Genomic DNA, 21,820 nt, shown 5'->3' on the forward strand with positions numbered 1-21,820 from the left:
TGCAAAGCAGTGTTGCAGCCTTTCTGTACACAGGAGGCGGGCAGTTGGAATGATTCACGCGTTAGTCGCCGGTTATGGACCGTATAAGAAAATTGTTTTTGCCGTTATGCTCGGTTCTGTTGTTACGGCGGCTCTGGAAGTTGTTTTTCCCATGCTCATCCGACAGCTTTTGCAAGATGTGTTGCCCTTGCAGGACGGATACTTGCTGGCGGAACGGTCATTTCTTCTGTTTTCACTCTATCTGCTTTGCCTAGCCGTTACTTTCGGCGTTCACTATTACGGCCGAGCCATGGGCTGTGCCATTGAAAATGACTTGCGATGCAGGCTCTTTGCACATTTGGAGGGCATGCCGTTTTCTTTTTATGACAATATGAAGGTAGGGCAGTTGCTGTCGCGTCTGATCAGCGATATTGCGGAGATCGGGGAGCTGGCCTTTCAGTTACCGAATCTGCTTGTGGTCTGTACGATTACCATGCTTGGCGGCGCTGCCTGTCTCGTATATATTCATTGGCAGATGAGCCTCGTTGTCATGGTCCTGCTTTTGGTAAAAACGGCTGATACGATTATTCTCAACGGTAAGATGAAGACCGCTTTCCACGCAGCGCGAAGAGAAGTGGGCAATTTAGGAGCTTTGGCGACGGAAAGTCTTGGCGCTGTTCGTCTGGTACAGGCTTTTGCCAATGAAGCGAGAGAACGGCGGCGTTTTGCATGTGCCAGTCGTCGCGTACAGGATGCGCAGACGAAAACGGTACGTTGTGAAGCGTATTTGCTCAGCAGCGTGACCTTTTTTTCTCATACCCTTCATCTGCTGATTATCGGCATCGGCGCCTGTCTGATCATGGGCGGATCGCTGACGTTCGCCGATCTGGTCGCGTATTTGCTTTACCTGATGCTTTTTATTCGTCCGATCATGCAGCTTACGTTGCTGACAGAGCGTTATCAGCGCGGTTTGGCAGGCTTTCGTCGTTGTCAGGAACTGTTGGCGGCACCGCCGTTGTGTTATGGCGATGAGAAGGCGATCAGTGCCGGACCGATCAAGGGTGATGTCGTTTTTCGGCATGTGAATTTTTCTTATGACGGCGTGCGCCCCGTTCTTACGGATTTCAACCTGCACATTCGGCCCGGCGAGAAGGTTGCCGTTGTCGGCGCTACCGGAGCGGGTAAAAGCAGTATTGCCAACTTGCTGCTGCGCTTTTACGATTTCCAGTCGGGAGAGATTCTTTTGGACGGCGTTAATATCAGACAATATGAATTGTCCTTTTTGCGGCGGACAATCGGCATTGTGCCGCAAGACGTTTTTCTGTTTTCCGATTCCATCGGCGATAATATTGCCTTTGGCAGAAGCGGCGCTTCCTTTGCTGAAATTCGAGAAGCGGCGGCTGCGGCTCACGCTGCCGATTTTATTGAGGCATTGCCGGACGGCTATGAAAGTTTTATCGGCGAACGGGGTGTCAAGTTATCGGGAGGGCAAAAGCAGCGGTTGGCTATTGCCCGGATTTTTTTAAAGAATCCGCCTGTGTTGATTTTGGATGAAGCCACGTCGGCTTTAGATAATGAGACGGAAAAACAAATCGTACAATCGCTGAAAAAGGTTGCCGAGCAGCGTACGACCCTGGTCATTGCCCATCGTCTGGCAACGGTACAGGATGCCGACAGGATCCTCGTCCTGCAAAACGGCGTTATTGCCGAGAGCGGCAGTCATCAGGAGCTGATGGCGCGGCGCGGTGTGTACTATGAGCTGGCGGCGGCGCAGATCGACGGCGGTAAACGTTGACTGTGTGAGCGTGATGGCGCCTGTCCGGTGTAGAGAATATAGAGGAGAGATGCATAATGGGAAATACGTTATTTGTTTATGGAAAAAAAGAAGGAAGCCAGCGGCTGGCATATCGCGCAGCCTGCATTTTGGCTATGAGCCGTGTTGTTTCCGTCGCGGCTTTGCCGGAACTGACGCCGTACGGTCGGATCGTCGCCGTCGGTTTGAGTGCGGAAGAGTGCGGAATTTTGGCTGCGGCGGTGCCGGCAAAAAAAGGAAAATGGCTGGCATTGGTTGGAGCCGAGGGGGAGGAAAAAGACCTCGATTTATTTGATTTTTCCTGCGCCGTCGGCGACGGCGTTGATCTGGAAACGATACAGTCGGTTGTCGAAGCGTTGCAGGATGCCATGCCGCCGGCTGATGTGTTGCCGCCGTCAATCATTTTGGCACGGATAGAAGACTTCTTGCGGCACCATAATACTTGTGCGCTGGCAACGTCGTATGGAGAAGATGTCAGAAATACGACGATCGAATATGGTTACGACAACGGCATTGTATACCTGTTCAGTGAAGGGGGCAAAAAATTTGCCAATATCTTCCGCAATCCCCGGGTAAGTATAGCCGTATTTGATAACTATATCGATTTCAGTCACATTGGCGGGCTGCGACTGGATGGCATTGCCGCCGTTTATGAGATAGGGCATCCCTTGTACGAGAAAGGGGCGGCATTGCGGGGAATTTCTGTCGAACGCCTGGCCGGCATGGCGGTTCCTCTTCACTTGATCGCCGTGACATTGACGGCAGGAGATTTTCTCTGGCATGGATTTAAGAATGACGGTGGTTTTGCGCATCAACGGTATTACTGGCAATAATCAGTAAAGAAAGGGGGAGAGATGAAACACGTTGAGGAAATGAAAGGATTGCATGGCATTGGCCGTGATCATACGTTTACCATCCATGATGAAACCGGTACGGCGAAAATGCGATATTACGCTGTTCATCCCGGTATTTCTTTAATGTATGCCGACGTGCACATGCCGGGTTTTTCGTGTGAAGGAAGGCCGATGGCAGATGTGTTCGCTATTAACCACTGTGAAGAAGGTCGGATCGAATGCAGCTTTCATAACGGCGAATATCTGTACATGGGGCCGGGAGATATGTCTTTCGGCTGGCGGCGGAGAACGGCTTATTGCCATGAAGCCTTTTTTCCCGCTGCCCACTATCATGGAGTATCGTTGTTGGTCTCCGTTTCGCAGGCGCAGCCTGTTTTGGATTCCCGCCTCGGCGAGGATTCGATTGATTTGCGCCTCTTTTGCTCCCGCTTTTGCGAGGAAGGGGCGGAATTTTCATTGATCATGCAGGAAAATGATGAAATTAAGCACCTTTTCTATGAATTGTATCATGTGCCGGAACGGATCAAGGCGCAGTATTATCGTTTAAAAGTATTTGAAATTTTGCTGTTTCTCAGCATTATTGATGAGCTTTCTGTAAAAAGAAATCCCGTATTTCCGAAGCAGCAGGTCGATATCGTGAAAGCCATTCAGCAGGAAATCACGCAGCATATGGCGCGGCATTTTACGGTAGAGCAACTGGCCAGAAAATATGGAATCGCCCCGTCGACACTGAAAAAATGCTTTAAAGGCGTTTACGGATGTACGATTCCGCAATATATCAAGGAATACCGCATCGGCCAGGCGAAGAAGCAATTGATCCACACGCAAAACAGCATTTTGGAAATTGCCAATAAGGTAGGCTACGAAAATGGCAGCAAATTTGCCGTTGCCTTCCAAAAAATAACGGGACGTCTGCCGGGAGAATTCAGACGAAATTATTAAAAAAAGTCCTTCTCATCTTGAGAAGGACTTTTTTTAATAATTTCGATGTCCAAACGGAGCTTTTTTGAACTGAATGGAGTAGAAGGAAGCAGAACTATTTGATATAGTACGGATAGTGAGAATCAATCTAAAGTATAGAAGCGACAGTTGAAGATCTCGGCTGTATTGCTGTAAGTACGACTGTACAAAAATGCTGGAACTGAGAAAGGATGAAGTTATGAACGGGAAAACTGGTGAAAAGTCATTGCGGCAGGTGCTGCTGACAGCTGCCGTTGCAGCCTGGCTGGCGGTACCGGTCTATGCCGCCGATGTAACGACGCGAGATATACAGGTACAGGCCAACGCGGCGCAGGAAGCGGCGAAATGGGAATCACAACAGGTATCGGTGATTACGCACGAAGATATTGAGAAGAAACAGGCCAAATCCGTAGAGGATATCATTTTCGGTGAAACGGGAGTATCGCGCACTGTTGATGCCATGGGGCGAGTCGGGGTGTCAATCCGCGGCGCTGAACCGCGGCATACGTTGATCCTCGTTGACGGGCAGCCGGTTATGGGCGACTTGGCAAAATATTCGGGTGCTGCCGATGAAGTCATGCGCCTCGGTACGGAAAATGTCGACCACATTGAGATCATTCAAGGGGCGGCCAGCGCAAAGTACGGATCTGACGCCATTGGCGGTGTAGTGAACATTGTGACGAAAAAGGCACGCGATACGGCGGGATTTCAAGTTAATGCCGAAGGATTGCGGCGTGCCGGCGATGGTGACATCACGCCGTTTCAAAATATTTTCTTACGGGCAGATACAGGGAAGATCGGTAATGTGCGCTTAGGTATTTTCGGAAATAAGCGGGCTATTGCCTGTTCTTGCCAGTAACGGCCGCCGTAAATCCGGGCTGAGTTTTGACTACAAGGAGCGTAGTTTTGATCCGAATGTGTTGCGGTATTATGGGAATGCGTCCGATGTCGGGTTGACCGGCTCTTACGATATTAATAAAAATAATTCTCTCGATTTTAAATTTGACAGATATACGGAAGATTTGGTTCGCGATGTCAAGCATTCCGATTCCGATTTGGAACCGCAGCAGCATTTTAAGAGAAATGCCGACAGAAATACGTTTAATTTGGCGTGGAAAGGCCGCCGCGGCAATACGGATTGGACCGTAGAAGGAAATTATACGCGAATGAAAGAAGACGATGTTGCCTTGATCAACTATTTTGGGCGGTCTGCGTATGAAGGGAAAAACGAACTTCGTTATGTCGATGACGTTGATCACCGGCAATATAATTTACAGACGTCGTTCAATACGCAGATCAATGACAGGCATATGCTCAATTACGGCATCGGCTATTCTCATGAAGAAGGCGAAGGCAGCCGCCTGAAAAGCTCACCTCACACACGGACAAAGTACATCGATGCCTGGGACTATGATAAAAATCTGCTCGTCGATAAACTAGACCGTCTGGTTCGCAAAAAAGGCGATACGAGTACGCGGATTTATTCGCACATCCATGATTACAAATTTGACGGCAACGATGCATCGGGCATGCCGCAATGGGATATCAACTATGAATATTACGGCGAAGAAAAGGGAAATGCCAAAACGATTGCGCCGATTAAGTACGAAGACTATGAGAACTATAAATTAGGCGATAAAGGAATGAGGGAGGAGAAAACCGATTGGAGTACGGGCAAAACGAGCTGGGTAATAAAAACAGAATATGACGGTACCGTTCACATGCCGAACGGCGCTGTCGTAGCGGCTGATTCGGATATTGCCAAGCGATATGAGGCGATGTACCATAAGTTGACGAAAGAGAACCCCGGTTATAAAGGAGGGAATATTGTCGGCGCGTATTTTGAATATGGCGAATCGTCAGATGCAAAAAAACGCGCCGAAGCACCGACATTAAACGGCAAAAAATTCCTTGAAGAATTTCGTAACCGTAATCAGCGGATTACGGTTGGCAGCGGCAAAATTACTAAGCATAACGTCTTCCTTTCCGATATGTGGCAAGTTAATCCGGATACGATCATCGTGCCGACACTTCGCTACGATCACAGCAATCTTTTCGGCAGCAATCTTTCCGGCAATTTGGGCTTGACCTATACTGTTGCCGGCAATGCACATCGACGGTTTAAAGCCAATATCGGAACTGGCTATACGGAACCGGGAATGGGCGAGCTTTGGTATAATTGGGAAATGTACGCCAGCAATCCCGTCGGAGTCGGTTATGCAAAATTAGGTTGGTATTGGGCCGGTAATCCGAACTTGAAGCCGGAAAAATCACTGAATTTCGATATGAGTGTGGAAGGAGAAAATAAAAACACCTACGCTCGCCTAGGAATTTTCCATAACCGAATTAAAAACTATATGTCGGTGTACTACACGGGAGCCTTGATGGACTTTGCACCGTATTTGCATGGTGATCGGAAGTATCAGCGCGCTCCCGACATGATTTACAGTTTTAAAAATATCGGCAGAGCCGAAATTACGGGGCTGGAAGCGGAAGTGCGGCAGAAATTGGGAAACCATTGGAGCGCAAAGCTCGGGTATACGTATCTGCACGCTATCAATAAGAGTGATCCTCAAATGCCGCATCGCTTGCTGGATAAACCGATGCATAAAGTGGACATTGGCCTGACCTTTGACGATCCCGTCAGCGGCTGGGGAGCTTCAATATGGGGCGATTACTATATTCGGATGCTCGACAGCAATACGTTGGCGGACAGTGCGAATTATTGGCCCGATATTTTAGATGGTGAAGGCGCCGTCTACAATAAACGCGTTTACCAGGAAAAGACTTTTGGGATTTGGAATCTCCTGTTCCAAAAGAAGTTTGATGAAGATTCCATCGCTTATTTCGGTGTCAATAATGTCTTCAACCATCGCGACGACGATCGGGCGACCCAAGAACGAGTATATCGCTTCGGCGTTAACCTTAAATTGGGGTTCAGCCGGAAAGCAAAAGAAAGGGTCTTTGTACCGAAAGATAAGGCCGGCAAGGCTAACGTGGCGCCGGTCTTGCTGCAAGGGTTCTTGGATCGTCCCTTTGATACGGAAAAAGAGCGCGGCGCGGAACTAATGGGAGAGTATCGTGCCCGTTGGAAGGTTCATGACGGTACGAACCGGCCTCAATCGAGATACCGTGCCGATACCTACGTCGGTACGGCAGCGGCAAATATGAAGGATCAAGGCGAACACGGTTTTGAACAGCGGGTTCGCCTTGGCGTTGACGCTCGTCTCAGTGAAAATACGAACCTTACCGTCGTCGGCAGTGCTTCCGGAGAAAGCGGTGTCGATACGTCTTACGAAACGGAAAGCGCTAAAGGCATTAAGCATCGCCGTCTCGATCGTGTTGATCTTACGCAGCGGGCGCATAAATGGGACTTTTCCATAGGTCGCCTGACGGAACCGATGGGGGTAACGGGATATTGGTTCGGCAAGGAATTTGACGGTGCTCGGGCTGTCTGGACAGGCAAAGAGACACAGATCCGCCTTGGTTACGGTACGTTTACCCACAGTACCGGCATTCCTGATTCGGCGTATACGCACGCTGTCCATGCGACCTTCTTCCGACCTCCTACTATTATGGAATTAGTTGGTATTGATAAAGATGAAATGCCATATGCCGTGCAAAAAGGTACGACGCTGGATAAAACCTATGAGACGGCATATAAGGGGAAAACGGATTCCCTGTTCTTCCTCCAGCAATTGCGGGATGTTTGCGAAGATCCCAAGGCTACGGAAGCGGATAAGTTGGCCGTACTTCAACGGATGCAACGTATTGTTAAACAAGCATATGGAGAAGACCTTTCTCAACAAAGCTTTGCGTTGCGGACTCCTGCATCTGGGTACGTGTTATATAAAATCAGAAATAAAAAGACGCATGAAGAAAAGCTGCAAAAAGTAGACTTGTATTACAGCAATAGAATTGATGCTTGGGACAGTGATGAAATAAAGGCCTTGAAAAAAGAAGTCAACAAAGATGTCTCCATTACTTTAAGCAATGAAAATGCACTGCGCGGACGGAATTATATCGAGGCCAATAAAGATACGTTATTAGCGGCCTATTCAAAAATCGCAAAGGTTTATGCGACGTCCAATTGGAACGGTAAGACTGATGACGAGTTAGGTTCCTCGTACACGTATGTGAAATATAACGGTAGAGACAAGGCCGGTGTTTTATATCAAAGTGATGCAAGCAAACGTGAAGATTACGAGTTTGCCGGGGTAGATGCTATTGTCACCATTGACAGTTATCATTCCGTACCGGGATATGATTCCAGCAATGTCATTACGCCGATTGATCTTTTAGATGGGTTATATAAGGCCAATTACGTTGATACGAACAGCGATCCGCAATACGGTTGGGCAATGCCGCACCTTATGTTCGAATTTTTCAATCGGATGGAAACGGTATTGGAAGCCACTGAAAGCGGAAATCGCTTACCCCGTGAATCCATTGGCAAGATTGTCGGCAATCTGATTAAAACGGAAGGGACAATGCTGGAACGGGATCGGATTCCGGAGCTGGATAAGGCGATATTTGTACAGGCCAAGCATGAAATTACACCGCGGCTTGGCGTACAGGCCTGGTACTTGCGCTCAATAGGCGATGATATCCATACGTTCCTCAACGCGAACGGTAAAAATAATGAACGTCATCGTTTCGACTCGTTGGCAAATGTCATCGGTATCGGTGCAAAATACCAAATTGGTGCCAATACTTCGATTTCCTTTGACTATGGACAGAATAGAACTGATTTTGGCCGGTATATGAATGGCCGGAGTATGTACAGGCATGAACGCGGCACGGCAGACTTTGATCTGTGCGGCCATGAAAATGGCGGTATTCCGCATTTTTGGACGGCGCGCCTCGACATCGGCCAAACCGATACGAATGTCGCCGGCAGCTGGAATGCCTTCGTCGACTACAAGTACTTCCAACACGGCTCCTTCTTCGGAGGCAACGGAACCGAAGCCTTACCGGATCGGTACCTGGACGGCATCAGCAGCTTTACCTTCGGCGGTGGTTATGTTCCGGCAAAGAATTTCCTGCTGGAAGCGTTCTATACCTTTGACGCTAAAGGCATTAACCGTCGTGACACGCTTTACGGTCCGGAAAATTTCCGACTCGGAAACTATACGCGGCTGCAAATGACTTATAAATTTTAATAATAAGTAGTTTCGTACAGGGGAAACTACTTGCTTACACTCCTTTGCTGCAAGGGTTTTGTTGCGGCAAAGGAGTGTTTCTGTTTTTTTAGTAAAAAAGGCAAGTCGGTGTTCGAATGGAGCTTTTTAGAACTAAATGGAGTAGAAAAATAATTAGGAAAAATTTATAATACAATTATATTGATAAATGATAATAAAAATCAAAAGAATGAAAGGAGCAACAAATGAGGAACCGATACGGCATAGCCCGGAAACAAACGGCGCTTTTCTGTGCCGTCTTACTGTGGATGTCGCTGCCTGTCTACGGGGCAGATGGGCCGACGGAGAGTGCCGGCGTTACGACGCGCGATATCCAGGTGCGGGCGGACGCGGCGAAGGAAGCGGCCAAGTACGAGTCGCAGAGCACGACGATCATCACGAAGGAAGATATAGCAAAGAAGCAGGCGAAATCGGTAGAAGACATCATCTTCAATGAAACCGGAATGAATCGCGCTGTGGATGCCATGGGGCGCGTTACTGTTTCGATCCGCGGCGCCGAACCGCGGCACACGCTCATTCTCGTTGACGGGCAGCCCGTCATGGGCGACTTTGCCAAATACAGCGGCCAAGGCGATGAGCTGCAACGGCTGGGAACGGAAAATGTGGAACGCATCGAAATCATCCGCGGCGCCGCCTCGGCCAAGTACGGCGCCGACGCTATCGGCGGCGTCGTCAACGTTATTACGCGCAAACCGGCAAAATCGGCGGGAATGCAGGTCAATGTCGAAGGACGGCGTGTCCGCGGTGACGGCGATTTGTTGCCGTATCCGAGTTTTTTCCTTCGCGCCGATTCCGGCCAGATCGGTAAAATGCGTTTTACCGCTTATGGCGGCAAGCGAGACGTCATGCCTGTTTATAGTGCGGCTCTTTTTCACGGCGGCATGAATACAACAGAGCCGATTCGCAATTCGTTGCGATATTACGGCGCTATTAAAAATATCGGCGTACTGGCAACGTATGACATTGATGCCAGAAACAAGATCGACGTCGGCATAGACCGGGCGAATGAAGAGATGGAACGATTTGTCAAGCATTCTGACGACAGCCCGGATCCCGTAGTCAACTATAGGCGAAAGGTAAACCGTAATACTTACCGTATCGGCTATGCAGGAAACGACGGCGGCAAGACGGATTGGCAGATCGATGCGGATTATGCCAAGATGAGAGAGCATGATATTACCTTGTCTTCCGTTGCGGCGTATTCCTCCTATGAAGGAAAGAATTCTTTGGAATATCTGGATAACATTATACATAAGCAATGGAATATAAAAGCAAGCGCAAATACGCAAATTAATGACGCGCATTTGCTGACCTATGGATTCGGGTACAGCAGGGAAAATGGCGAAGGCAGCCGATTGAAAAGTGCAAGGAATATCAAAACTCAACATATTGATCCTTGGGATTACGATAAAAATCTGCATAGTGATAAAGGTGTCGGCGCGCCGCAATCTCATGTTTACGATTATGCCATGTATCTGGATGAAAAAGGCATTCCCCAGTATGATCAAGCATATGAGTTGTATGGCTATAAAAATGAAGCCGGCAAGTCTGTGGTACCGGCCTATACTTATCAGGATTATGTCGATAATGTGGATGACGAAGAACGCATTGCCGCCTTTTCCCGTCAGCTGCGCGAAGAGAACCCGTCCTTGCAGGTGGAAGACGAATGGGGAGAAATACCTGATGACGATATCGTCATGCGCAGGTATTATGATGCGAAAACGTTGAAGTGGCACGGCAAGACGTTTCAGGAAGAATCGGCCAATCGCTGTAACCGCCAAACGATTGGACAAGCGGAAATCAGCAAACAACATTTCTTCGTTCAAGATACGTGGCAAATCAATAAGGATACGTTGGTGACTCCTGTATTACGATTGGATCACAGCAGTCTCTTCGGTTCGAATGTGAGTTTTAATGTGGGACTTACGCATGCTCTTGGCGGATCTTCCACACAACGGGTTAAGGCTAATATCGGCACCGGGTATACGGAACCGGGAATGGGAGAATTATACTATAATTGGGAAATGTATGCCGGTATGCCTTATGACCTGGGAATAGGAAAGTTAGGATATTACTGGTTTGGCAATCCGAACTTAAAACCGGAGAAGTCATTTAATTTCGACCTTGGCTTTGAAGCGGAAAAGGGTAAGACCGCAACGCGGGTAAATGTGTTCCATAATCGTATTAAGGATTATATGACCACCTATTTTACAGGAAAACTTATGAATTTCTATCCCGATGCGGGTGTAAACACGTGGATCACACCGCCGGACATGATCTACAGCTTCAAAAATATAGGAAAAGCTGAAATTACGGGGCTGGAAGCGGAATTATCCCATCAATTCAATGATCATTGGTCCGGGAAATTGGGCTATACATATTTGCATGCCGTCAATAAAAGTGATCCGGATATGCCCGATCAATTGCTGAATAAACCGCAGCATAAGTTTGATATAGGTGTTACCTATGATAATCGGAAAACCGGCTGGCGAGTTTCTTTGTGGGGTGATTATTACATTCATATGTTGGACAGCAACACGATTGCCAATAATGGGAATTATGTCCATAATGACATCGGTGATGGGCAACCGGTGTATACATTTGCGGAAAAGGGGAAGCAAACCTACCAGAAAAAAACATTCGGCATATGGAATCTCCTGATTCAAAAGAGGTTTGATAAAGATGCGATTGCTTATGCGGGAATAGACAATCTCTTTAATCATCGTGATGATGATCAGGCAACGCAGGAACGGGTATATAAATTCGGTGTAAATATGAAATTCGGAGCTGCGGTGCAACCTGCCGAGAAAAAGGCTGCGGCCCCGAACGTTGCGAAGATATTCACACATAGCGAGCCGTGGTTTATTCATGTGCCGTTTGACTTGCAGAAACCGAAAGGTGTCGCATTGATTGGTGACTATCGGTTGCGTTGGAATGCCTTTGGCGGTAAACAAAAGCCGGCAGACGCCCGGGTTACGGCTGTGTCCAGCGTCGGGTCGGCGTATAAGAATTATCTGGAAAAAGCTGGGCACGGCTTTGAACAGCGTTTTCGACTTGGGCTTGATGCCCGAATCGGCCGGTATACGAATATCACGCTGTTAGGCGGTGCTTCTGGCATAAGCGGCGTCGATACGGCGCAGGACATTGCCGGATCCAGAGGCTTGGGCCGGCAGCGCCTTGAAGCGGTTGACCTCATGCAACATGTGCGTAAATGGGATTTTTCTCTTGGCCGTTTAACGGAACCGATGGGTGTTACCGGCTATTGGTTCGGAAAGACATTTGACGGCGTCCGCGCTATATGGACGAGTGGAAAGAATCAGGTGCGTTTGGGCTATGGCGATTTTAGCGCTAGTACGGGGATCAACGATTCGGCGTACACGCATGCTGTAACGAAGATTTTTATGCGTCCGCCGACTAAACATGAATGGTTGGGGCAGGACCAACCGGAAAATTATGCGCTTCACGGTGAATACAGCGACATGACGATACGGACACCGGGGTTTGAAAGCCTGTATCAGAAGTTGGTGAAAGCAGGCTCCTTGGAGGAAGAAAAGAAAATTATTGATACCTACATGGCCGTTATCAAGAAAGATAAGCCCGGCTTGTATGAAAAACTGAGCAAGCGCAGCGGTCAGTATTATATGAATAGCTATATCTGGAGAAAGGTTACGGTAAAAGACGCGGCCGGCAAGATTGTCAAAGAAGTTATTACTACGGATGTACCGGTCGTATATGTCAAAAATACAACTTTCGATAAAGCGAAGATTCAGCAAGACGGAGAAGAAACATGGCGGCGTCTGATGGCGATGACCGGTGAAAACGGAGAAGAGTGGGATGACTATATTCAAGATTCGTCTTTAGTACGCGAAGGCGCATATCATATAACTTCTGAATTTTACGGCTACGGCATATATACGGGCAAGGAAGTATTGGAAGACCTCGGTGCAGACCACAAAGGAAAACGATACGCAGGGCTTCCTGTGAATAAGTTGAAAGCCGGAGATATTCAGCCGCTGACGCAGGCAGAAGCTAAAAACAGAGCGTCGTCTTCGTTGTGGAACAGAGATACGGCGTGGATGACGGTGTATAAAAAATTGCCTAATGGTAATGGTATTCAAGGCTATAAGGCGGCTCCTATCTCCCCGATCGCTAAGCGCGTGCTTTTCTGGTTGGCAGGGGATATGTGGAAGCCGGAAGATGACAGTACGCTGCCGTTGCACTTATTAGAAAAAGAAGGGTATTTGATCGCGCAGATGGGAACCGTTCTGGTACAGGATCAGCTTCCGGCACTTGATCGGGCCTTCTTCGTCCAGGCCAAGCACGAAATTACGCCGAACTTCGGCGTAGCCGCCTGGTACCTGCGCTCCGTAGGGGACGATAAGCACACTTATGCGGCGGCTCACGGCGACGGCAACGACCTGGCATCTTTCGACACGTTGGCCAATGTCATCGGCATCGGCGCCAAGTACCGCTTTGGGAAGCAGGCGTCCGTATCCTTCGATTACGGCCAGAACCGTACTGACTTCGGCCGGTACATGAACGGCCATACGGTGTACGTTCATCAGGCGGGAACGTCGGGCTTTACGATGGGCGGCAGAACGGGCGGCGGGACGCCGCACTTCTGGACGGTACGATTCGACATCGGCCGGGCCGACACGGACAAGCCGGGAAGCTGGAACGCCTTTGCCGACTACAAATACTTCCAGCACGGGTCTTTCTTCGGGGGGAACGGAACGGAAGGCGTACCGGACCGGTACCTGGACGGCATGTGCAGTTTCACGCTCGGAGCGGGCTACGTACCGGCCAGGAATTTCCTGCTGGAAGCGTTTTATACCTTTGACGCCAAAGGCATCGGCAAGCGGGATACGCTCTACGGCAGTGAAAACTTCACGCTCGGCGATTACACGCGCATTCAGGCGACGTACAGATTCTGACTGCAAGAATGCATTTTTATTCCGCTTTTGCAGTGCGCGGAATTTTTTCTGAACGGCTCTGTTGCAAATTGCGGCAGAGCTGTTTTTCGTGTGGAATGGCTGCGTGGTATACTGTAAACGGAAGCGATTGAGATAGCTTGCCGTATTTTGATCCTTTTATGGATATAATCATAAAGTCGGTGTCCAAATGGAGCTTTTTAGAACTGATTGGAGTAGACAGGATGGAAATACTTTGTTAATATTTGAATGTAATAATTACTCTCAATTAATGACTGAACAGAAGGAGGCGGGTTCGGCAAAATGTAACGGTACGCTGCAGGTGTGTGTCGTGTTTTATTGATGCGATCAGGTATATAGTTGAAGGATAATAGGAGAGTGTCGACATGGAAGGATTTTCGTATTGTATTCATTTGTTTCACAGCGGCGGTATCGTTATGTATCCGCTCTTGCTCTTGTCCGTCATCACGGTGGCAATTGCAGTGGAACGGGGATTTTATTATCAGACGAACCGCAGCGGCTCGAAGAAGTTTTTTCACGGCGTTTATCACGCTGCCAAAACCGATAATTGGTCGGCGGCGGAGCAGCTTTGCAAGGAGTTTCCGACGTCCATCAGCCGAATTATTGCGGCAGGTTTGGCAAATGATGCTTCGGAGATAGCGATGAAGGATGCGTTTGCCGAAACGATGGCGGCTGAAGCTGTCGGCTTCCGCCGTTATCTCGATTACCTCAGCGCTATCGTTACCATTGCGCCGCTTCTGGGACTGCTCGGTACGGTAACAGGAATGATCAATACTTTCAGCGTGCTGGATAACGGCGCCGGCGCCATGGCCATGACGGGCGGTGTCGGCGAAGCGCTGGTCGCTACGGCAACCGGGCTTTGTGTCGCGATCATCGCGTTTTGCGTGTATACCTATTTCAGTCATCAGCTGGACACGATCATTAGCGATACGGAAAGTCTCTGCGTTTCCGTTTTGAACGGAAAAATGAAAAAGTGGGGGAAGGACAATGTTTAATCGCCATCGGATGAAGAGGAAGCCGCAATTTATGATCATTCCCATGATCGATATCATTTTCTTTCTTCTCGTCTTTTTTATGATGAACAGCTTGCAGACGGTGGCGCAGAAAGCCTTGTCCGTACAGCTGCCGCAGGCACAGAGCGCTTCGGCGCCGGCGCAGCTGCCGATTATTCTGACGTTGGATGCCGAAGGGCACATTACAGTTGATAATAAACCGGTCAGCTTGCATGAAGCGGATCAGATCATGAAGCAGCATATGTCGGAAAACAATCATGCTTCCGTTATTTTGCAGGCTGATAAGCGTACGGCGCACGGACAGGTCGTCGCCGTCATGGATATGTTGAAGGGAGCCGGGGTTAAGCGGCTGGCCATTGCTGCAGAGCAGAAAGGATAGGAATGTGAAGAATTTATCATGGATGAAGGCCTATACTGCTTCCGTGATTCTTCATCTCCTGTTGATCGGCATCGGTGTTGTTGTTTTTTCCGGTACGGTGATGGAAAAGGAGCAGCTGTATGTCATTGATTTGCAGACTGGCGAGGTAATCAGTCAGGGCAGCGGCCATGCCGGCGGCGGTGGCGGCAGCGCCGTCGATTTCCCGGAACCGCTGAAAGCGGAGGATGTGGAAAAACGTTTGGCCGAAGTGGAAAAGACGCAGCCTGTTGCGCCGTCTCCGGCACCGCCGGCGGTGCCGGAGACGGCGACCGGTTCACAGCAAACGCCGGCTGCCTCTGAAGCGCACGGAGAGGGTAGCGGCGCCGGCAGTGGAGAGGGCAGCGGCTTGGGTGCCGGTCAGGGCAACGGCAGTGGAGACGGCCAGGGGTACGGAGAAGGCAGCGGCAGCGGACAGGGGAGCGGTGACGGCAATGTTTCCGGAACCGGTACGCAACCTTTTGACGTGGAAGGATTCTGGGGCGCTGTTAACGGCAATAAGCAATATCCACCAATGGCTATCAAACGTCATTTGGAGGGAACCGTCATAATTATGACGACACTGGACGGCGGGGGGAACTGCCTCGGTGTTTCTGTCGCCGCGTCTTCGGGGCACGATATCCTCGATAATGCGGCTGTCAAGGCCGCATACGCGGCGTGCCCGTTTCCAAATGCGAGCGGCAGAACCGTTACAGTTCAGACGTCGGTTCATTTCGGACTTAATGAGTAAGGTGTGAAATAAGGCAGTTATCATATTAACGGTATAAAGGAGAGGATATATTTGAAAACGGTTGTCTTGTACTCATCACGCACTGGGAATACGAAAAAGGTGGCTGAAGCGATCGCTTCCGTCTTGCCGGCGGGCACTCCCTGCTTGCCGGTCGGCGAAGCGCCGGCTGATCTGGAAGAATACGATTGCGTATTCCTCGGCTTCTGGGTAGATCGCGGTACTGTCAATGAGGAAGCGAAAAACGTTTTATCCGGGTTGCAGAATAAGCATGTTGCTGTTTTTGCGACACTCGGCGCACCGCCTGATTCGGTGCATGCCCTGACTGCATTGGACAATGCGGCGGCGTTGCTGCCGTCGGGAAAGGCGCCGGCCGGTCGGTTTATTTGCCAAGGAGCCGTTGATCCCAAGCTGATTGAAATGATGTATCAGAAGTTTCCTGCCGGTTCTCCCCATGGCAAGAGTCCCGAACGGGACGCCATGCATGCCGAGGCGGCAAAACATCCGAATGAAGAGGATTTTGCCAAGGCCAAAGCCTTTGCAGCAGAGGTGTTGAAAGGAGTGGCAGAGGCATAGATGTTGTTACAGGAGTTATATGACAGGCAGTCGCCGGCAGAACGGGCGTTTCTGTTCGGCTGTGAAGGCGTTGATGCGTTGACGGCGGCCTTCCCGCACAAACGAGTCGTTCACGCCGGTTTGGAAGGAACTGTCGTGGCGCCTGCTGAGGCCCAGCAGATATGGAAAGGACTGTTGGCGCAGCCGCCGCAGTCGCAGCCTACGCAGTCCGCTTATATTCATATTCCTTTTTGCAAAACAAAGTGCCTGTATTGCGGTTTTTTTCAAAATGGCGAAAATCAGCAGGCTGAAAACCGATACATAGATTGCCTCTTGGAAGATATCAGAAGGGATGCGGCGCAACCCCGGTTGCGCGACAGTCTGATTCATTCCGTCTTTATCGGCGGCGGCACGCCGACGAGTTTATCCGTTCCTAACGTCAAACGTCTGCTGCAGGCAATTCGCGCGTATTTGCCGTTGGCTAATGATTATGAGCTGACCTTGGAGGGACGAATTCATGATCTGGTACCTGAAAAGATGGAAGTTTGGCTGGCAAACGGTGTAAACCGTATCTCTCTCGGCGTACAGTCTTTTCATACGGCAGTGCGTCGTAATGTCGGCCGTCTTGATGATACGGAAACGGTTTTGAAACGGCTGGCCGCCTTGAAAGCCTATAACCAATGCGTTGTCGTGATCGATCTGATCTATGGGCTGCCGGGGCAGTCGATGGCGGTTTGGCAAGAGGATCTGCGCATTTTATCTGCCTATGATATTGACGGCGCCGATTTATATCAGCTCAATGTTTTTGAAGACAGCGATCTGCAAAGACGAATTGCCGACGGGACCTTGCCGCCGGCGGCGACGACGGCAGAGCAGGCCGAAATGTTTGCCTTTGCCAGGGATTATTTGAAAAAACGCAATTACAGACGTGTCAATATTTGTCATTGGAGCAATACGAACCGCGAAAGAAGTCTCTATAACTCACTGACACGACAAGGCGTACCGATGTTCCCGTTCGGCAGTGGCGCCGGCGGCAACCTTGACGGCTACAGTACGATGCTGCACCGGGCTTTGGAGCCGTACGAAATGGCGGTGGATCAGGGAGAAAAGCCGTTTATGGCGCTGCTGAAGCAATCGGCGCAACAGCCTTTGGTTAATGCGTTGCTGAAACAGTTGGAGCAGCGGTATATTGACCTCCGGCAGCTGGTTTCCTATCAGGAGCGGCTGAAGGAGTTGAAATGGCTCTTCGATTTGTGGCAGGAACGGGGCTTATTGCGCGATAACGGTGTTTGTTACGAACTGACCGAAGCCGGTGAATTCTGGCAGGTCAACATTGCCCAATCTACGTTAGAGTGTATGGAATATTTAGTAACGGGAAAGAAACAGCTCCAGATGCAAGGAGTGGCAGCGCAGGATACGGGAAAGCAAGGGCGTATTGACGCCAAGGCCGAGGCGATCGTAAAGGTCATGAAAGAAATGAAGGAAAATGGCGGCAGCCGTATGGCGGCTATGCAGGAGATGGCGGAAGCCATGCGGTCCATGACGGCAGAGGAAATGCAGGCTGTCATGAAGCGGATGCGGCCGTAACTTGTTTTGGGAAAGGCATGAAATGAGGGGAGAGTATCGTTTCATGCCTTTTGTATGTAACGATACTAAAAAGGTGACAAAAACATAACTTGTATTAAAATGATAAAAAATATCAAAATAAACAAAAAGGAGGCATGATGATGGATATATCCTTGACAAATGTGGCGGAAACATTATTGATTCCCCTTTGGGCCAGAGCATATGAGACGATAAAATCGGGGGAACATTTGGTTGAAGATCCGAAAGCAGTGGCTTTGGTGCATTGTCTTCACTATGATTTTGATAAATTTGCGGCGGCGAAAAAATCACAGGTCGGTGTTGCCATACGCAGTGCTATTCTGGATCGCGAGGTGAAGGCCTTTGTCAAGGAACATGCCAACGCCGTCTGCATCAACTTGGCATGCGGCTTGGATACGCGTTTTTATCGTATCGACACGGGATTTCTCGATTGGTATAATCTTGATTTGCCTGAAGTGATGGAGCTGCGGCAGCAGTTGCTTCCCGATGATTCGTCACGTCTGCACAGTATCGGTAAGTCTCTCCTTGATCCGTCGTGGCCTGATGATGTCATTACGGAAGGCCGCCCTGTCCTTATCCTCATGGAAGGCGCTTCCATGTACTTTTCGGAAGAGGAGATGAAGGTTTTTTTCGCTCTTCTTGCCAATCGATTTACTGGTGCGCATATGTTTCTTGAAGTTATGACAAAGACTTTAATCCGTTTGCAGCATCGGCATGATTCGGTCGATACGAAGAAAACTCCTTTCCGTTGGGGGATCAACGGAATCGACGAGCTGGAGACTTTAAACGGCGCAATTTGTGTCGAACGCCGTTGGACCTTGTATGAAGGATATCGCGATCGTTGTGGATGGATGGGGATCTTTTCCTGCATTCCGTGGTGGAACCATCATATGAATGATCAAATTATTCATCTTCGTTTGCGGGAGGAGCGGTAAGATGAAAGGGTTCTTGAGTAATTTCCGTCATCCCCGGGGATTTTGGGGGCGGCTCCTTTTAAAAGGGATGAATAGCGGACATGCTGCCGTGACGGCGTGGGCATTGACCCATCTTGACGGTTTGTCTTATTCCCTGATTCTTGATATCGGTTGCGGTGGCGGGGCTGCCATGGTTCGGCTTCATGCGATGTATCCGGAAAGTAAGGTGTACGGCCTTGATATTTCGGAAGAGAGCATTGCCTTTGCCGCAAAGACGGTAGAGAAGGAGTTGGGGTCGGTATATACGCTTACCGTCGGGAGCGCAGAGTCACTGCCGTATGAAAATGATCTGTTTCAGCTTGTTACCGCTTTTGAAACGATTTATTTTTGGCCGGATATCGACGGCGCGTTTCGTGAAGTTCTGCGTGTGCTGCAACCTGGTGGGACCTTTCTGATCGCTTGCGAAGAAAGCAGGCCGGATCATACCTTCTGGTCTGATCGGATTGATGGGTTGGTAATCTACACGGGAGAGGAATTGACCCGGCACCTGCAGGCAGCCGGGTTTTCGACTGTTCACAGCGTGCGCGGCAGCGGCGGGCGCCTTTGTGTTGTTGCAGCAAAAGACGCCGAATAGAACCAGCAGAGGCAGTTTGCCAAGTACGTTTTTTCTCGCCGGCAGAAGCCGCCTCTTTGAATTATATGTGGTATACTATATCTCTTTTGGTATACCAATGTCGTATAAAATATAATCAACTAGCCATATATATGATTCTATTGTAAAATAAAATAAAAGCCAGATGATTTTCAGTGTGTCTTATTTTAAGAAAAGAGAGCTGTTTTACTATGGAATCATACGAATTGTATACCCCGGAATACGTGCGTTATTTGGAGCTTCTGGCAAAAGAGTATCCTACGCAGGAAGCAACGTTTACGGAAATTATCAATTTGCAGGCCATTGTCAATCTGCCTAAGGGAACGGAACATTTTATGAGCGACCTGCACGGTGAGTTTGAGGCCTTCTATCACATCTTGAACAACTGTTCCGGCGTTATTCGCGAAAAGGTGGAGCTCCTTTTTTCGGAGTCCCTCAGCCGGCATGAACGGGACGAGTTGCTGACGCTGATTTATTATCCGAAAGAAAAACTGGATTTGTTGGAACGACAGCATAAGGTCAACGCCAAGTGGGCGCGGACGACGCTGCACCAGCTGTTGCTCGTCGCCAAGCTGCTTTCTTCCAAGTATACGCGCTCCAAGGTGCGTAAAGCGATGCCGAAGGAGTTTCGCTTCGTTATCGATGAGCTGCTTCACGCGCAGGCTGACGAAGATAAGAATCGCAGCGTATATCATTCCAAGATTATTGACTCCATTTTGGAAACGGTCAGTACGCGGCAGTTTATTTATGCTCTGGCCGATCTGATCAAGCGGCTTGCCGTAGATCATCTCCATATTATCGGTGATATGTATGACCGCGGGGCCCATGCCGACAAGATTATCGATAATCTTATGCAGCATCATTGTCTCGATCTGCAGTGGGGCAATCACGATGTTCTCTGGATGGGCGCGGCGGCAGGCAGCCTGGCGTGCATTGCCAATGTGCTGCGCAATAATATCCGCTATCATAATCTGGAAATACTGGAAAGCGGATACGGCATCAGCCTGCGCGAGTTCGCCTTGTTCTCCCTGCGCACGTACACGGCGAGAGACGGCATTGAACCGATGGTCAAGGCGATTAATGTCATTCTTTCCAAGTTGGAAGGGCAGGTCATACGGCGTCACCCGGAATACGATATGGCCAGTCGATTGCTGTTTCACAAAATCAATGCGGCGGCAGGGACGATCACGCTGGACGGTACGGTTTATGAATTGTTGACGACAGATTTTCCGACCGTTGATTGGAGCGATCCGTATACGCTGTCGCCGGAAGAGCAGCGGATCATGGCCGAGCTGCGGACGGAATTTTTGGAAAGCGAGCGGCTCCAGCGCCATATGCGTTTCTTTTACAGCCACGGTTCCGTCTACCGCTGCTGCAATGGCAATCTGCTTTTCCACGGCGGACTGCCGGTCAATCAGGACGGTTCCTTTACGGAGATCGTCCTGGAAGGCAAGGCGTACAGCGGAAAGGCGTTCATGGATAAAACCGATCTTTTGGCGCGGCGCGCCTTTGAACGGCGCGATGAATACAGCCTGGATTATATGTGGTATCTCTGGTGCGGCATGAACTCGCCTATGTCGGGACGCGTCGTCAAAACCTTTGAACGCAGTTATATCCGAGACGAGTCGACATGGAAAGAGCCGCAAAATGCGTATTATCGGCTGAATCGGGATAAAGACTTCTGTGTCAAACTGCTGCATGAGTTCGGTATCGATTCGCCGCAAGGCCATATTATCAACGGCCATACGCCGGTTAAGGTGAAAAAAGGCGATACGCCGGTGCGGGCTGAGGGCAAGGCGATCTGTATCGACGGCGGCTTCTGTAAAGCGTATCAGGGCTCGACGGGAATTGCCGGGTATACGTTGATCTTCAATTCCCACGGCATTCGCATCAAGGCGCATTATCCCTTTAAAGATGTACACGACGTGTTGGTCAATAATACAGATATTGATTCCGAATCGATGCAGGTGGAACTGGAACCGAAACGGGTGATGATCGGCGATACGGATAACGGAAAGAAAATTTTGCAGATGATCAGCGACTTGAAGGCGTTGCTGGAGGCCTTCCGCAACAATATCATCCTGGAACGGCGCTGATCGGGAAAGGCCGCAAAGGAACTGCACGGCATGAGTCCTGCCGACTCCGGCCGAAGCGGTTCCTTTTTTTGTTTTGTCCGGGCC

The 21,820-nt window shown here is 49.6% G+C and carries 12 protein-coding genes and 1 pseudogene; all 13 read left to right on the forward strand.

Going from position 1 to position 21,820, the window contains the following annotated elements:
- Positions 1-49: 49 nt before the first annotated feature.
- The 13 genes and pseudogenes from C0977_RS03530 (at position 50) to C0977_RS03590 (ending at position 21,736) form a co-directional block, all read left to right on the forward strand.
- Complete coding sequence (locus C0977_RS03530; RefSeq protein ID WP_023053527.1) at positions 50-1,774, forward strand: ABC transporter ATP-binding protein; 1,725 nt, start codon at positions 50-52, stop codon at positions 1,772-1,774.
- Positions 1,775-1,830: 56 nt separating this feature from the next.
- Positions 1,831-2,625, forward strand: a complete 795-nt coding sequence (locus tag C0977_RS03535; protein ID WP_023053524.1) for a pyridoxamine 5'-phosphate oxidase family protein — start codon at positions 1,831-1,833, stop codon at positions 2,623-2,625.
- Positions 2,626-2,646: 21 nt separating this feature from the next.
- On the forward strand, positions 2,647-3,588 hold the full coding sequence (locus C0977_RS03540) for a helix-turn-helix domain-containing protein (RefSeq protein ID WP_023053522.1): 942 nt from the start codon (positions 2,647-2,649) through the stop codon (positions 3,586-3,588).
- A 217-nt stretch (positions 3,589-3,805) separates the two neighbouring features.
- Positions 3,806-8,768, forward strand: a pseudogene (locus C0977_RS03545) (TonB-dependent receptor domain-containing protein).
- A 224-nt stretch (positions 8,769-8,992) separates the two neighbouring features.
- A complete protein-coding gene (locus tag C0977_RS03550; RefSeq protein WP_101912460.1) occupies positions 8,993-13,741 on the forward strand; it encodes a TonB-dependent receptor plug domain-containing protein in 4,749 nt (1,582 codons plus the stop codon).
- 383 nt (positions 13,742-14,124) lie between these two features.
- Positions 14,125-14,754, forward strand: a complete 630-nt coding sequence (locus C0977_RS03555) for a MotA/TolQ/ExbB proton channel family protein (RefSeq protein WP_101912461.1) — start codon at positions 14,125-14,127, stop codon at positions 14,752-14,754.
- Positions 14,747-15,151: an ExbD/TolR family protein gene (locus C0977_RS03560; protein WP_081696548.1), complete on the forward strand. Its 405-nt coding sequence runs from the start codon at positions 14,747-14,749 to the stop codon at positions 15,149-15,151. Before C0977_RS03555 ends, C0977_RS03560 begins: the two co-directional genes overlap by 8 nt.
- Positions 15,152-15,155: 4 nt before the next feature.
- A complete protein-coding gene (locus C0977_RS11205; RefSeq protein WP_200814202.1) occupies positions 15,156-15,917 on the forward strand; it encodes a TonB family protein in 762 nt (253 codons plus the stop codon).
- A 51-nt stretch (positions 15,918-15,968) separates the two neighbouring features.
- Positions 15,969-16,490 carry a flavodoxin family protein gene (locus tag C0977_RS03570; RefSeq protein ID WP_023054632.1) on the forward strand — a complete coding sequence of 174 codons (522 nt, stop codon included), beginning with the start codon at positions 15,969-15,971 and terminating at the stop codon, positions 16,488-16,490.
- On the forward strand, positions 16,491-18,056 hold the full coding sequence (gene hutW, locus C0977_RS03575; protein WP_101912463.1) for a heme anaerobic degradation radical SAM methyltransferase ChuW/HutW: 1,566 nt from the start codon (positions 16,491-16,493) through the stop codon (positions 18,054-18,056).
- 134 nt (positions 18,057-18,190) lie between these two features.
- Complete coding sequence (locus C0977_RS03580) at positions 18,191-19,009, forward strand: class I SAM-dependent methyltransferase (RefSeq protein ID WP_234987565.1); 819 nt, start codon at positions 18,191-18,193, stop codon at positions 19,007-19,009.
- Between the two features lies 1 nt (position 19,010).
- A complete protein-coding gene (locus C0977_RS03585) occupies positions 19,011-19,622 on the forward strand; it encodes a class I SAM-dependent methyltransferase (protein ID WP_159459024.1) in 612 nt (203 codons plus the stop codon).
- 209 nt (positions 19,623-19,831) lie between these two features.
- Positions 19,832-21,736: a fructose-1,6-bisphosphatase gene (locus C0977_RS03590; RefSeq protein WP_101912466.1), complete on the forward strand. Its 1,905-nt coding sequence runs from the start codon at positions 19,832-19,834 to the stop codon at positions 21,734-21,736.
- Positions 21,737-21,820: the final 84 nt, after the last annotated feature.

This window comes from Megasphaera vaginalis (ex Bordigoni et al. 2020), from assembly GCF_900240295.1.
In the GTDB taxonomy this organism is placed as follows: Bacteria; Bacillota; Negativicutes; order Veillonellales; family Megasphaeraceae; genus Megasphaera; species Megasphaera vaginalis.